Raw genomic sequence first — 15,043 nt, forward strand, 5'->3', positions numbered from 1 at the left:
GGAACGGAATTCCTCCGCCTGTTCCTGCGGCATATACTCCCCAAAGGATTCAACCGTGTACGTTTCAGCGGCTTTCTGACAAACAGCCAGAAGACCAAGAAACTGAAGCTGATCCACCGGCTACGAAATACCATTTACAAAGGAAATCCCGTCAAAGAGCTGAAGACTGCTGATCTGATGATGCTATTATTTCAGCGTGATATCTGCCATTGTTCCAAATGCAGCGGAACGCTGATCCACCTGCCAAGAGGTGTTCCATTGACAGCCTTACAATTCTGATAATGACCAACTAAAAAGTCGCCTGAAACAGGACGGCTTATGAAGCATGCCATAAACAGGATATATTTTCGCTATATCGTCCTCCAACAGAAGATTTATCTGATCTGTTTGCCTGAGGAATGGCATATCCACACCTATTGGCAGACCTTCAAAACTGCATATACCGTCCGCATGCGTGACTTGGTTCAAAGGAAAAGTACTAAATCAGGGGCTTGAAGTATTTCTCAAGCTCTTGATTTTGAGCCCCTGACTTAGAACTTTTCTAATCTATTTCTTGAACAATATAACTTTTTCATCTAGCTAATGTTAATACTTATATTAGCTAAAGAAATAGGAAGGAGAAAGCGTTATGACATTAATTAGAAGATTATTTAAGGAAGAAGAAGGACAGGGAATTGTAGAGTATGCGCTGGTAATAGCAGTGATTTCATTGTTAGCAATAGCGACAGGTCCAACATTGGTAGCGGCCATACAAACTGCGTTTACTAAAATTTCAAATAAAATTAATAACCCAACCACTTGATTTGAAAACAAGTTAAACAGTAAATGGTTTTCTTTGTGATATTGATCATCTCCATTATCAAATAGGGATGATCAATATCAGTATTTAAAATGAGGTGAGTACCATGCAGATTGATATGAACAGATACGTACTGATAACGACTCTTCTCCTAGCAGCCTATCTGGATATTAAAGATAGAAAAATCCCGAATGTTTTGACCTTTCCGGTTATTCTTTGGGGCCTGGTTTCATCAACCATAATCAGCGGTTTCAATGGATTTCAATTCAGTTTGTTTGGATTCCTGTTTGGAATGGCTGCTTTTTTTATACCATTTGCATTGGGCCTCATAGGAGGCGGAGATGTAAAACTTATGGGAGCAGTGGGAGCTATAATGGGATGGGAGTTCACTCTGTCTGCGTTGCTGTATACTGCAATGGCAGGAGGAGTAGTTGCATTACTTGTTTTGATTTGGAATAAGAAATTTTTTAAGGTGATTTTAAATTGTTTCTGTTTGGCATTCAATCCGTTACTGGGTTGGTTTTATAAAAAGACGTTGAATCGATCGGTTTTAAAGGTACAGACATATACTGAAACCGTTAAAGCGGAACGAAAAAAAATGTATATTCCTTATGGTGTTGCGATAGCGATAGGGACCTTTTTAGTGTTGAGTGGAGCTGTTAATAGAATAATATAAGTCTGATCTTTGGAAAATAAAATGTTAATTATATGAAATACGAAAATAAAATTGAGTCCAGTATACCAGAGACGAAGGTGGTATCTATGAAAAAATGGAGAAATTTGAAGAAAAATGAAAATGCGCAAGCGCTGGTCGAATTTACTCTTGTTCTTCCAATCCTGATTCTGCTTGTATTAGGGATGATTGAATATGGATGGTTACTGAATGGCAAGATAACCTTGAACGGTGCTGCTAGGGAGGGCGCCCGAGCAGGAGTCGTGCTGGAGACGACGGAAGCTGCACGGAAGGTAGAAGTGATAAAGGTTATGAAAGCTGCTGCGGATTTGAGTGGACTGACTATTTTGGATACGAGTGATGCTACGGGAAGTGATTATCTGGTAGTAACAGCTAATGCAAAAATCAAATCCATTATCGGTCTTTATGTACCGGATGAGGTTGCTATGACATCTATAGTAAAAATGAAAATAGAGTAAGAAGTCGGGATAGAAATAAGCAAAGTTAAAAGTAGGTTTTTAAATCGATAAGACTAATTTCGAGGGGGGATATAGTATGAAGGTTAACAAGAAAGTTTTGATTCTGGCTATTATTCTTGGACTTATTACTGTAGGTACTACATATTATTACATCAGCAGTATTGAGACCGAAGGGGCAGAACCCGTTGCACTTACAGAAGTAGTAGTGGCAGTTGATACGATTCCGGAGCATGTAAAAATTATGGAGGAGATGCTGACAACGGCATCCCTGCCAACAGAGGCGGTGCATCCTGAGGCTGTATTACAGAAGGATCAGATAATAGGAGCAATCGCAAATTCGGAAATCGTGAAAGGGGAGCAGGTGCTTTCCAGCAGGGTGGCAACAGACAGCTCTGCATCATCTCTTTCCTACAGTGTTCCTGAAAATATGAGGGCAATAACGCTTCCCATGACAGAGGTGTCAGGAGTAGGCGGATACATAGAATCGGGCGACAGGATCGATATTATTGTAAGCTATGCGGATATTGAGATCAATCCCATGAAGGTGGTCTATACGCAGCTGCAGAACATTGAAGTTCTGGCTGAGGGACCCTCGGCTGTTGTAACTGAAGAACAGCAGAGCGGAGTAGCCACTTCATTAACAGTACTTGTAACGCCGGCGCAGGCGGAAGTTCTGGCATTTGCAAATATGAATGGAACCTTCCAGTTTACCCTTCGTAACCCGGTCGACAATACGAAAGCTGACCTGCAGCAGTTCGGTTCTGAAAATTTTAATACTTGGAGAGACAGGTGAATGGGATGGATAAAATAAAAGTGCTGGTACTGGATACGGTTGGCGAAGAGAGAAATAAAATGGCGCAGATGCTCCTTAATGTGGAATATATTGCATTGATTGGCGAAGTGGAATCATCAACAGAGGCAGCGGAACTGATTGAGAATAATAGCATAGACGTTGTACTCGTAGGTTCCGAAGTTGAAGATGACGGATATGCGGTTTCGGAAAAACTATATTCAGAATATCCCGAACTGGCAATCGTTATCATGGAGGAGAAACTTCAGGAAGAGACAATGCATAAAGCTATTTTTTCAGGTGCGAAGGACGTACTGATCAGGCCGATTGTACCTGCAAAACTGATTGACTCTATCTATAAAGCCAACCAGCATATGAAGACAAAGGTATTGGTCCATAAGGAGTCTGCACCGAAAACAAGGAGACGAGCAGCGGTGGGGCAGGTCTATACAGTATTCAGTACAAAAGGCGGAGTCGGAAGAACCTTTATTGCAATCAATCTTGCTGTTGCACTTGCAAAAACAACTGGTAAGCGGGTTGTTCTGGTGGACCTGGATCTGGATTTTGGCAATGCAGCATTGGCATTGAATATTGTTCCAAAATTCACCATAGCTGATATCGTGGATGACATCAGGAATATCGATCAGGATTTTATCGAGAGCTATCTGATTCCCCATGAATCCGGAATCAAAGTGCTGCCGGCAAATGCCCAGCCAATGATGAATGAGTTCATCAATGCGGGGGACATCGACGTAATCCTGAAGACATTGCAGAATGCATTTGATTACGTTGTGATAGACATGCCGGGAGGCTTTTCGGAGACAGTGAATCCAGCTTTTGCAGTGGCAGATAAACTGCTTATTGTAACAACACCGGAAGTTGCATCTGTCAGAAATGTGAAAGCAGCTCTGATTACGTTAGGAGAACTGAATTATCCAAAATCTAAGATTAAGGTAATATTGAACAAAGTAGCCAAGGGCGACAGGATAAAACTGAAGGATGTCGAGACCACATTGAACCAGGATGTTATGGCGGCACTGAGAGCCGATTATAAGGAGGTTATCTCTTCACTCAACCTGGGGATTCCTTTTGTGATCAAAAATTCATCGAGGCCTTTGACAAAGGATTTTGTTACTTTGGTGAAAAAATTAGTCGATAATGCAGAATTGAAGAGACGTAAATAAGAGAGGAGGTGGACTCCATGAATTTTGCAACCTATGGAATAAATGGGAATATCAGCAGCTTTGAAAAGGAACCAAAAGTTGATGTCATGGCAAAAAGAAAAAAGGAACTGGAGGATATTGCAAACCAGGTGCTTGATACTGTCATTGATGAAATCATACTTTCACCAAACGATTCAGAGGCGGTTCAGAAGAAAACCGCTTCCGATAAAATTAATGAGGTTCTGAATAATTATCTCAATGAATCAAAAACGCATCTTTCTCTTGTTGATAAACAGAAAATCAATGTTCTGGTAATGGATGAGATTTTTGGATATGGACCTATTACGAACCTGCTGAATGATCCGACTGTTACAGAAGTAATGGTAAACGGTCCTGATAAAATCTATATTGAACGTTCTGGAAAGATTGAAAAGACGGAGAATGCATTTCGTGATAACAAGCATGTCCTTCATATTATTGATAAGATCGTTGCTCCTTTGGGAAGAAGGGTGGATGAGAGTTCGCCTATGGTTGATGCAAGACTTCCCGACGGTTCCAGGGTGAATGTCATTATTCCTCCTCTGTCCATAAAGGGTCCTACCATTACAATCAGGAAGTTTGCCGTTGATCCCTATATGATTGATGATCTGATTGCCTTCGGGACACTGAATACGGACATGGCTAAACTGCTGAAAGCCAGCGTGAAAGGAAGAATCAATATAATCGTATCGGGGGGAACTGGAAGTGGTAAAACCACATTCCTAAATGTATTGTCAAGCTTCATACCTGATAATGAGCGAATTGTTACGATTGAAGATGCCGCAGAGTTGCAACTCAAACAGGAACATGTGGTAACGCTTGAAAGCAGACCTTCCAATATTGAAGGAAAAGGAAGGATTGGTATCAGGGATCTGGTGGTCAATGCCCTTCGAATGAGGCCTGACAGGATTATTGTAGGTGAGGTAAGAAGCGGGGAGGCACTGGATATGCTTCAGGCCATGAATACAGGCCATGACGGGTCGATTACGACAGTACATGCCAATACCCCGAGAGACAGCCTTTCCCGTCTGGAAACCATGGTAATGATGTCTGGTATGGAACTGCCCTCAAGGGCAATCAGAGAACAGATTTCTTCCGCAATCAACCTTGTCGTCCATGTATCCAGATATTCGGATGGTACCAGAAAGGTATCGAAGGTATCTGAAATACTGGGTATGGAAGGAGATACCATTACCATTCAGGACATCTACGTGTTCAGGCAGGATGGATTCGATGAACGTGGCGGCATTATCGGCAGGCATGTTCCGACAGGAATCGTACCAGGGTTTCTGGATAAAATAAGGGAACACGGTGATAATATACCGGTCAGTATATTTAAACCCCAGGAGCAGGCTTCAGACAATAGTATAAAAAGGAGGTACTAAAAATGTTAAAGTTCGTGCCAGTCATTTTAATAATGACATTTTTAACAACAGTACTTCTTGTCTATGGCTTATATAGCGTGTTTTATAGAAAAAGAATAGCCATTTTACACCGGCTTGAGACTAGCACGCAAGAGACCGGGGGATATGCCGGTGAAGTTTCAGCTGCAAAACCTACGACAAGGGAGCAGATGGGAGGAGTCTTCAATCTGATTGCAAAAATACTTCCACGAAAGGAGTACCTGGAACATAAAAAAGCAAAACTTGCCCAAGCGGCAATATTAATGAGACCCGAGGAATTTTTGGGGATTTCAGCATTAACAGGGCTTGTGGCTGGGTTGCTGATGTTTTTGGTAAGTCAGAATATCATAGTGGTGCCCATAGGATTTTTTGTTGGATTTAAGATTCCAGATCTGTTTCTTGACCAGGCAAAAAGGAAAAGATCCAGGAAAATCAATAACCAGCTGCCGGAGGCACTTACCATTGTGGCAAATGGACTCCGTGCCGGTTTTAGCTTCAACCAGTCAATGTCAGTTGCATCAAAGGAACTTGAAAATCCAATTGCAGATGAATTCGGCAAGGTCATAAGAGAGAATTCCCTTGGCAAACCAATAGAGGAGGCTCTTGTCGATATGTCGAGGAGGACCGAGGATGAGGATATTGATATGTTCGTGACGGCGTTAATCATACAGAGGCAGGTAGGGGGTAATCTTGCGGAGATTCTGGATACCATATCGGAAACCATCAGGGAGAGGGTAAAGCTGAAGGGAGAAATCAAGACCCTTACGACTGAGGGCAAGTTTTCAGCCGTTATCATAAGTATACTGCCCATCGCAATCGCAGCAGCTATGTCTATTTTGAATCCGGGGTATATAGGCACTCTGATTACTCATACAATTGGTATTGCACTGATTGTTGCAGCTGTAATTATGGAGATTATAGGAATCTATCTATTGGGGAAAATTGTGGATGTTGATATCTAGTGAGAAGGTGATGATATGGATCTAATGATATACTTTCTGGTTTTTCTGACAGCTGCTTTGCTGGTAATCAGTGTTTATGAAGTGGTTTTCAGCCAGAGAAGGATGGTTGGAGAGAGATTAGATGCTGTAAAGATGATGTCGGATGAAGATGACGGCAATGAGTTTAAAGAGCCTTTCATCAACAGGGTCATTAAGCCTGTCTATCAGCGTATAATCAGAATGATAGGAAACGCAGCTCCGCGGTCAATAAAGGAAAAATACACCCAGATGATACTGACTTCCGGCGCAGGTAAAAATGTAACGGTCAATAGCGTGATGATGACCCAGATCATGCTGTCTCTGGTATTTGGAGGGTGCATATATCTTGCTTTCAGATATCTGAGAGGAAGTACTAACATGCAGGCATTATTTTTAGCCTTGATGATTGGGTTTTTTCTGCCACTGTATTCGTTATATGCAGATTCAGTGAAAAGACAGGAGAAAATCAGAAGATCGCTGCCTGATCTGCTTGATCTGCTTTATGTAAGCGTAGAAGCCGGGCTTGGATTTGACATGGCGCTGAAAAAATCCTCTGAGAAAATGAGCGGACCTTTGAGTGAAGAGATTAATAAGACGTTGAATGAAATATCAAGAGGCAGGGGAAGGGAGGAAGCTTTCAGAGGGCTCTCATCCAGAACAGGAGTGGAAGATCTGAATGCATTCATAACAGCTGTCATACAGACGGAACAGCTGGGATCCAATATCGCAAACATGCTGAGAATCCAGTCAATGTCCATGAGGCAGAGGAGGAGGCAGAGGGCAGAGGAACGTGCAGCCAAGATACCTGTAAAAATGCTGTTCCCACTGATCTTCTTTATGTTTCCGTCATTATTTGTCGTTATTCTGGGACCGGCAGCAATAAACATATTTGAAAACTTCATATCGCTAAACAGGTAAAATCGAGACAGAGGGGATGTATGACTATGCGGAACGTTTATAAATTCATCATGATATCATTGATAATAGCCAGCTTTCTAGCAAGTGACTTTATCGTTGCAAAAGGTGAAGAGGTACAGGAACTGGTGCCGGAAACCTTAGCAGTATCATTAGTGATTGATACGTCCGGAAGCATGGCAGATACAGACCCTCTGAAACTGCGTGAAACGGCAGCTAATATTTTTATCGATCTGCTGAGTCCGGAGGACTATCTGGGGATTATCACGTTTGATACGGCTACAACAGTCGTGCAGCCTCTACAGAGGATAAATGATTCAGCCGGAAAAGCCATGTTCAAGCAGAACCTGGCACCAAATATTGAATCCAGAGGAGATACGAACTACAAGGTAGCTTTGGATGAAGCCTTTAACCAGCTGGCGGGGCTGCAGGAGAGTAATGTCAGGAAGGTGGTTGTGTTCATAACCGACGGCGAGCCGGATCCTGACAGCAGAAGAAAGAACGAGCCGGGATTTATGGATGCTTACATGGAGTCCCTGTGGGGAAGCGTTCAGAATTTTGCAGTCAATAAATTTCCTGTATATGCCATTGGGTTCAGTGAAGGAATCAGAGCGGATGTTTTATCAAGAATTGCTTCCGACACAGGTGGAGACTTTAAGGTTCTCAGTGATCCGGTCACCCTGGCATCCAGCTTTTTTGACATTCTTGGAAATCTAAAAAACCGGAAAGGGTTCATAAACCAGACTATGGAATTGAATGCCGATTCGGGATTTGATATCACCCTGGATGAATATACAAGCCAGTCCACTATAGTCATTGCCAACCGCGAAGGTGCTGCATATGAGGTGGAAATCAGGAATCCAGGTGGTGAGATCAGTAATGAAACAGCCAATATCAATAAAACAGACAAATACACAATCATAACGATGAACAATCGGGATAGTGCCTCCTACGGGAACTGGAGGCTGAACCTACGGGGGACCGGCATAGTGGATGTTTTCGGTGACAGGGATCTGAATATCAAATCCTGGCTCGTATCCCCCCTTGTATCATCCCAGCACCCTGTTAAGGAGCCGGTTAATATTGAAGTCAACGTTACCGGCGAATTGAAGGATGGAATATCGGCAATTGCGTATGTTACAGGTGCAGACGGATCCGGTGCAGAAGAGATTGTTTTGGAAAATGAGAACGGGATATTTACCGGAACTTATGATAAGACAGAGACGCCGGGAACATATTCCATTGAGGTCCGGGTTCTGCTGAACGAAGAGATTATCACATCGACTCAGGAAACGTTCAATGTCAGAATACTGCCGGTGTTGAAAAATAATTTCTATATGAAAGAAGAAGGCTACAGGGTAGGAGAGGTCATCGGTATAAACTCCAGCTTGAATATGAGTGAAACAAGATTGAAACAGGGCGGGGATTTAACCATAACCAACTACAGCCTGCTGATAAGTCATGAGGACGGCACCTCAGAGCAGATTATTTTGACGGATGACGGCCAGGAAGCGAACAGGGACATATTGCCCAATGATGGTATCTGGTCAGGGCAGATAACCCTTGTAAAGGCAACTACTGCAAAAGCGACCCTGATTGTTACCGGAATCTATAAGAACGAGAGCTTTGTTCTGGAAAACAGTCTGGGTACTTACAAGATCATGCAGCCCGGTGAAATTGTAATCGAACGGGAAGAAGAGGCGTTTTCCCTGATCAAGGGAGCCACACTTTCAATTCCGATTACCATAACAAACAGATCGGAATTTCGGGAAACCCTAAATTTCGCTATTGATGAGCAGGTTGGAAAACTGGTTCGTGATAAATTCATTCTTGAGCCGGGAGAAACAAAAGAAACTGCGATTGAGATCGAACTGAACAGAGATACCGGAGAAGGAAACCATGTTTTTGACATTTCTTTGAGGACAGAGAATGAGCTGACAGTTTTAAGTACGGACTATTTGACCTGCAAGGTGGAGGTTCTTTCCGGACTGCAGGGATATTTGAGAACTACGACGACATTCATGCAGAGAACATTTGAATCGCTTCCGATGCCGGTTCTTATCCTTGCTGCTGTTCTGATATTGATATTGCTGATATTTTTAATAGGAGGGGCAGTACTTTACAGGCGGATATATCTGGGGGCAAAAATAATTGGCGGACAGATGATTTGTCAGCCCAGGATTGCAGATGCTTCAGATGAGATAAGCAGCAGGTTTAATTTTGAAAGACTGAATAAGGATAAGATTATAATCAGTTTCAATGAGAAGAACGAGAATGCCGATTATCGCATCAAGGATACCGGATTCACTTATGATCTTATCATTACATCCGAAGTGAAAAAAGTAAAAAGTGCAGTCCTTGCAGGATGGAGAACATTATTCGGGAAGTCAGTGCCAGTAGAATATTTTATTAAGGCAACGGTTCCTGGCATACTTGAAAAGGACGGGGAGATACTGACGGGTAAGATGTTGGTAGACAATGATGAGTTTGAATCAGGAAACTATATATTCCGCTATACGATGCCTGCTGGAAGACAGATTGAAAAAAAAGAAGCGGGCAGCAATATCCTGGAGGGACGAGATGAAAAAGGTTAAAGTCTATAATGCTTCGAAGAACAGAATAATATTAGGCGAAGCGGAAATCGCAGATACATTTTTCACCAGGTTTCGTGGACTGCTTGGAAGAAAAGGGCTTGCGGCGGATGCTGGGCTGATCATCAATCCGTGCAACAGCGTGCATATGATAGGAATGCGGTTTCCGATTGATGTGATTTTTGTTAATCGCGATAACAGGATCTGCCATATTCAGCATTCCATGAGAAAGATGTCGGTAAGTCCGGTTGTCAGGGGAGCAAGATTTGTGATCGAGGCACCAGAAGGGATTTCGAAGAGGCTGAATATTGAAATGGGTGATGAGATTAAAATCATGATTATGGAATGAAGGGGTCGTACTGAAAAGAGTAAGGACGGTGGCATAAGAAATTCGTGAAACTACTGCTTATTTCTTTGATAAAAGAAGGCCGCATATGAGTGGGCTGGTATAAGTGAAAGGTGGGATCAGAATGAAAAAGCTAAAGAAAATAGTCAAAAATGAAGATGGTCAGGCATTGGTATTTTTTGCTTTATTACTTGTGGTTCTATTGGGGGTTGCTGCATTAGTTGTTGACGTGGGGATGATGAGGGTCACAAAAGTTGAAATGCAGACTGCTGCTGATGCAGCGGCACTAGCCGGAGCGCAGGATTTGCTGAACGGAGGTGATGCTGAAGGTACTGCAGTATATTATGCTGAAAAAAACGGTGCAGAGAATACAATGCTTCCAGAACAAGAAGATCCAACCAAGATTGAAGTTGTTTGTAAAAAAAATGTGAATTATACATTTGCTAGAATTTTGGGATTTGAGAAAAAAGAAGTATCCGCCCGTGCAGTTGCTGATATAAGCTCTGTGAAAAGCGCTTCTGGTGTTGTCCCTTTGGGCGTGGAAAGCCAAACTCTTGAATATGGCCAAACCTATGTTTTGAAAGAAAACGCTGGCGCTGGCCCGTATCATGGCAATTTTAATTGTTTAGCACTTGGTGGTCAAGGTGCGAATGTTTTTGGTAAGAATCTTAAGTTTGGGTATGATGGTATACTAACGATTGGGGATAAGATTGATACGGAACCAGGCAACATGGCTGGTAAAACAGCCGAAGGATTAAGCTACCGCATTAATCAAGATCCAACGGCTACGTTTGAAACTGTAAAAAAAGGATCTGCTCGCATTTGTGTTGTACCGGTAGTGAACACGCTGGAAGTAAATGGAAGGAAAGAAGTTACAATAGTGGGTTTTGCCGTTTTTTTTCTTGAAAGCAGTGGTACGACAGGGAATGGAAATAATGCGGAAGCTTATATCAATGGCAAATTTATGGAAATGGTGATAGGAAATTCAACCGGAGGTGCGGCGACTAGTTATGGAGCATATAAAGTAAAACTTATAGAATAAGGGGACTTAGTTAACTCCTGTTAATGTTTTCATTGAGATATCTTTACTAAATGCAAGCGATTCAAAACATAACTTCTACAAAAAAAAGAATTCCGAAATGATACATGGATATTTCAAAGGAATTCTTTTTTTTGTTCTTATTTAGAAACTGCATTTTTCAAGTGATTCTTTTAAAAATAGCAGCTAAGTATCGTTAAATTCTGAATGATTATGTTTTGTTTAAATAAAAAGAAATAGTGACATACAAAAACGCAAGTTTAATACAATTATATGCAATTATTTTAAATAATGGAAATAAATAATATATGGATTTTGATTCGATTCCATTTTTGCTTATTTGGGATGCTTATGAAGGATGGTATCCAGATAGTCCAGATATGCTTTTAGGTATGTGAAATAAGAATTGATTGTGCTGTCAGTAAGAAAACGAAGGGGAAATCTTCATATTATAAAAATGGTGGATGGTAACATATACCTAGGCTAGCCATAGTGCTAGCGATTTGGTACAATTGTGATTAGTAACAAATAATACTGTTTTATCAGTTACGGAACGGGAGGCACCAAAACAATGGCAAAACAAAAAGAAATCAAAACAAACGCCATGAGAATTCTGGATAAACTTAAGATAGCATACACCCACCAGTCATACGACTGTGATGAATTTATAGATGGGATTGAAACCGCAGACAAACTGGGTTTTCCCCATGAACTGGTGTACAAGACCCTGGTAACTGTGGGAAACAGCAGGGAATATTTCGTGTTTGTGATTCCAATTGCAGAGGAGCTGGATATGAAGAAGGCGGCCAGGGCAGCAGGTGAGAAATCTGTTGCAATGATACCTGTGAAAGATATCACATCCATAACCGGCTATATGCGGGGCGGGTGTACGGCAATCGGGATGAAGAAGCAGTACAGGACCCTGATCAGCAATACAGCAGAAAGCCTGGAAAACATCTATATCAGCGCCGGGAAAATCGGTGTGCAGATGAAGATCAGGCCGGAAAACTTTATCAAGGCGGCCAATGCGTCCTATGGGGATATTATTGTAAGATAGTAACTGTTCAGAACTCCTGTCTCGCAAGGTGTTTTTATGCTGATTTTGCATAAGAACCCGAGACATTCGTGCGCCAAATTGCTGGTTTTGCAATTTGTGTGCCTCATATGTGACTATGAAGGACGTAGTCCTGAATAGTCACATATGATAGACTGATACAGCAGCCAAGTGTGCAGGCGTCATCTTTCATCCATGTGGCGACGAAGGACATAATCCTTAGCAATTAAAGACTTAGGATTTTAACTGGAACACAATGCAGAACGAAAAGGGAATTAAGCAAAAATGGAAAACCATAGAAAGGAGAACACGCATTCATATGATCGAAATCAATAATCTCACAAAAATCTATAAATTAAGCAGAAAACAGATGCACCAGGTAAAGACAAAAAAGAACATGACAACAGCCATTGAAAATCTCAGCCTCAGGGCAGAAGATGGCCAGATATTCGGGCTCCTCGGTCCCAACGGGGCAGGAAAGACGACGGCTTTAAGGTGCATCGCAACTCTTCTAAAACCCACAGAGGGAGAGATCAGGGTTTCAGGCTTCGACACGGTGACCCGGTCCCAGGACGTCAGGAAGAAGATCGGCTTCCTGACAAACGACATCAAGCTGGATCCGCAGTTCTCGCCCAGGTACCTCTTCGAATTTTTTGGACGGCTCCATGGAGTTTCCAAAGACGAGGTGGATGCCCGGAGAGAGGAGCTTTTTGAATACTTCGGAATCACAGGATTTCAGGACAAGAAAGTGGATGAGCTGTCGACAGGCATGAAGCAGAAGGCGGCGATTGCCGTGAGTCTGGTCCATGACCCGGAAGTCATTATTTTTGACGAGCCTACGAACGGTCTGGACATCGTGACTGCAAGGAGCGTTACGGATTATCTGAAAATGCTGAAAGGCAGGGGAAAGCTTGTCATAATCTCCACCCATATCATGACGGAGGCTGAAAAGCTCTGTGACAGGATTGCAGTGATTATAGAAGGAAGAAAAGTCATCGAGGGGAGCCTTGATGAGATTCTGGAATCCACGGGCACGGAGAATCTTGAGGAAGCATTTTTCGAATTATACAGACAGGTGAATGGAGGGACGGCACAATGAAGGGAATCGGATACATCATGAAAAAAGAACTGACCAGGGTGTTTTCGGACAAGAAGCTGGTGCTGTCGCTTTTTGTTTTCCCAGTCGCGCTGATCATAGGAATGTATGCGCTGATCGGAAACCTGACAGCAAACGCAGAGGAAAATGTAAACGCCCACGAGCCTGCCGTATATATACAGAACAGCCCGGACGACTTCAGGGAAATCCTTGAATCGGTCAAAGGAGCCGGGGATCTGAAGTTCATGGATGCAGGGGATGATCTGGAAGTCGCAAAGGAAGAGATCAGGCAGGGAATAGCGGAACTGATCATCGTTTTCGATGAAGGATTTGCAGAGGCGGTGCAGGACTATAAGACCGGAGATGCGATACCCCAGATCAGGACATTCTATAATCCGTCGGAGGAGTATTCCGAAGCAGCCAGAAGCTTCTATCTGAATGGCATCATCGAGCCTTACAGGCAGACGATACTGGCAGGAAGAATAGGTGACGTAGAGCGGATAACTGTATTTACCATCGATTCTGACAATCCGGATATGATGATTCAGGACGAGGAGAAGGCAACAGGGAAAATGCTCGGAAGCATGCTGCCCTATTTCATAACTCTGATCCTGTTTGCAGGGGCCATGAACCTGGGAATCGATGCAATAACCGGGGAGAAGGAAAGGGGAACGATGGCAAGCATGCTGATATCTCCTATTAACAGGAGCTCTATCGTGCTTGGAAAGGTGTTTTCCCTTATGATACTATGCGGGCTGTCGGCAGCGATCTATGTCATTTCCATGGTACTGGCCCTGCCCCACATTTCCACTACATTTGGAGGCGGGGATATCCTGGAAGGCATGACAATCAGGTTCACCCCGGTGCAGATCATCGAAATGATCTGTATAGTCGTGGTACTTGTATTCCTGTATGTGGCAATCATATCCCTGGCTGCAGTATTCGCAAAAACAGTCAAGGAAGGCACAGCTTATGTCACCCCGATCTACATTTTCGTGCTCGGAGCAGGCATGGTGACCATGTTCAATCAGGGAGATTCTGCACTTTATTATTATATGATTCCCCTGTACAACAGTTCCATCGCCCTCAGGGATCTCTTCGCGAGAGACCTGTCCCTGCTGGAATTTGCAATTACCTTCATCAGCACCCTGGCGGCGGGCGGAATCCTGACGGCAGTAATCGTAAAAGCCTTCAACAGCGAGAAAGTGATGATGAATGCATAAGAGTTACTGGTTTTGCAATTTGTGTGCATCATATGTGACTATGAAAGACATAGTCCTGAATAGTTTATGAGAACCGAAATTCGTAACAGCATAGCCGGATAATAGAACGGACAGGACAAATCCAGATTTGGATTTATCCCGTCCGTTTATGTATTGCATGGTCTTACATGCAGCAGATGCATGCACAGACAGAAGGCGAGAGACATCCCCCCAGCTATCTGGAGGGATGCCTGCCGGATTACAGAACAGTAATCAGATAGGAGAGGCATTCAAAAACAGTCCTGAAACGGATAGAAAAAACGCCTCTATATATAAAGACGTATGAGAAAGCAAAACATCACGCGAAAACATAAAAAAATTTAAAAAATTTATGTTTATTGTTACGAAAGGTGGATGAATGTCATTGGTCGCCCCATTTCTGTGCATCGCGCAGCGTGTTACTGGTCACAGAGT

General features: G+C 42.8%; 15 protein-coding genes. All 15 read left to right on the forward strand.

Annotation, left to right across the window (positions count from 1 at the left end; genetic code table 11):
• Positions 1-279, forward strand: a 279-nt coding sequence (locus BJR36_RS12265) for a transposase (protein WP_207648864.1), incomplete at its 5' end; no start/stop codon positions are given.
• A 349-nt stretch (positions 280-628) separates the two neighbouring features.
• Positions 629-802, forward strand: a complete 174-nt coding sequence (locus tag BJR36_RS12270; protein ID WP_091234750.1) for a Flp family type IVb pilin — start codon at positions 629-631, stop codon at positions 800-802.
• A 103-nt stretch (positions 803-905) separates the two neighbouring features.
• Positions 906-1,475, forward strand: a complete 570-nt coding sequence (locus BJR36_RS12275; RefSeq protein ID WP_091234753.1) for an A24 family peptidase — start codon at positions 906-908, stop codon at positions 1,473-1,475.
• Positions 1,476-1,561: 86 nt separating this feature from the next.
• Positions 1,562-1,951 carry a TadE/TadG family type IV pilus assembly protein gene (locus BJR36_RS12280; RefSeq protein ID WP_169823684.1) on the forward strand — a complete coding sequence of 130 codons (390 nt, stop codon included), beginning with the start codon at positions 1,562-1,564 and terminating at the stop codon, positions 1,949-1,951.
• A 76-nt stretch (positions 1,952-2,027) separates the two neighbouring features.
• Positions 2,028-2,744, forward strand: coding sequence for a Flp pilus assembly protein CpaB (gene cpaB, locus BJR36_RS12285; protein ID WP_091234759.1), 717 nt, complete (start codon positions 2,028-2,030; stop codon positions 2,742-2,744).
• A gap of 5 nt (positions 2,745-2,749) precedes the next feature.
• Positions 2,750-3,925, forward strand: coding sequence for a CpaE/TadZ family protein (locus BJR36_RS12290; RefSeq protein ID WP_139133552.1), 1,176 nt, complete (start codon positions 2,750-2,752; stop codon positions 3,923-3,925).
• Positions 3,926-3,942: 17 nt separating this feature from the next.
• Positions 3,943-5,328, forward strand: a complete 1,386-nt coding sequence (locus BJR36_RS12295) for a TadA family conjugal transfer-associated ATPase (protein WP_091234764.1) — start codon at positions 3,943-3,945, stop codon at positions 5,326-5,328.
• Between the two features lie 2 nt (positions 5,329-5,330).
• The gene (locus tag BJR36_RS12300) at positions 5,331-6,308 is read left to right on the forward strand and encodes a type II secretion system F family protein (protein WP_091234767.1); all 978 of its coding nucleotides are present in this window, start codon (positions 5,331-5,333) and stop codon (positions 6,306-6,308) included.
• A 15-nt stretch (positions 6,309-6,323) separates the two neighbouring features.
• Entirely contained in the window at positions 6,324-7,244 is a 921-nt protein-coding gene (locus BJR36_RS12305; RefSeq protein ID WP_091234770.1) for a type II secretion system F family protein, read from the forward strand.
• 50 nt (positions 7,245-7,294) lie between these two features.
• Positions 7,295-9,835, forward strand: coding sequence for a vWA domain-containing protein (locus tag BJR36_RS12310; protein WP_207648865.1), 2,541 nt, complete (start codon positions 7,295-7,297; stop codon positions 9,833-9,835).
• The gene (locus BJR36_RS12315; protein WP_091234775.1) at positions 9,822-10,181 is read left to right on the forward strand and encodes a DUF192 domain-containing protein; all 360 of its coding nucleotides are present in this window, start codon (positions 9,822-9,824) and stop codon (positions 10,179-10,181) included. The genes BJR36_RS12310 and BJR36_RS12315 overlap by 14 nt, the downstream gene beginning before the upstream one ends.
• 121 nt (positions 10,182-10,302) lie before the next feature.
• Complete coding sequence (locus tag BJR36_RS12320; RefSeq protein WP_091234777.1) at positions 10,303-11,220, forward strand: pilus assembly protein TadG-related protein; 918 nt, start codon at positions 10,303-10,305, stop codon at positions 11,218-11,220.
• 568 nt (positions 11,221-11,788) lie between these two features.
• Positions 11,789-12,274 carry a Cys-tRNA(Pro) deacylase gene (gene ybaK, locus BJR36_RS12325; RefSeq protein ID WP_091234780.1) on the forward strand — a complete coding sequence of 162 codons (486 nt, stop codon included), beginning with the start codon at positions 11,789-11,791 and terminating at the stop codon, positions 12,272-12,274.
• 316 nt (positions 12,275-12,590) lie between these two features.
• Entirely contained in the window at positions 12,591-13,370 is a 780-nt protein-coding gene (locus tag BJR36_RS12330) for an ABC transporter ATP-binding protein (RefSeq protein ID WP_091234782.1), read from the forward strand.
• Positions 13,367-14,590 carry an ABC transporter permease gene (locus BJR36_RS12335; RefSeq protein ID WP_091234785.1) on the forward strand — a complete coding sequence of 408 codons (1,224 nt, stop codon included), beginning with the start codon at positions 13,367-13,369 and terminating at the stop codon, positions 14,588-14,590. Before BJR36_RS12330 ends, BJR36_RS12335 begins: the two co-directional genes overlap by 4 nt.
• Positions 14,591-15,043 lie beyond the last annotated feature (453 nt).

This window comes from Anaerobium acetethylicum, from assembly GCF_900096945.1.
Classification (GTDB): domain Bacteria; phylum Bacillota; class Clostridia; order Lachnospirales; family Lachnospiraceae; genus Anaerobium; species Anaerobium acetethylicum.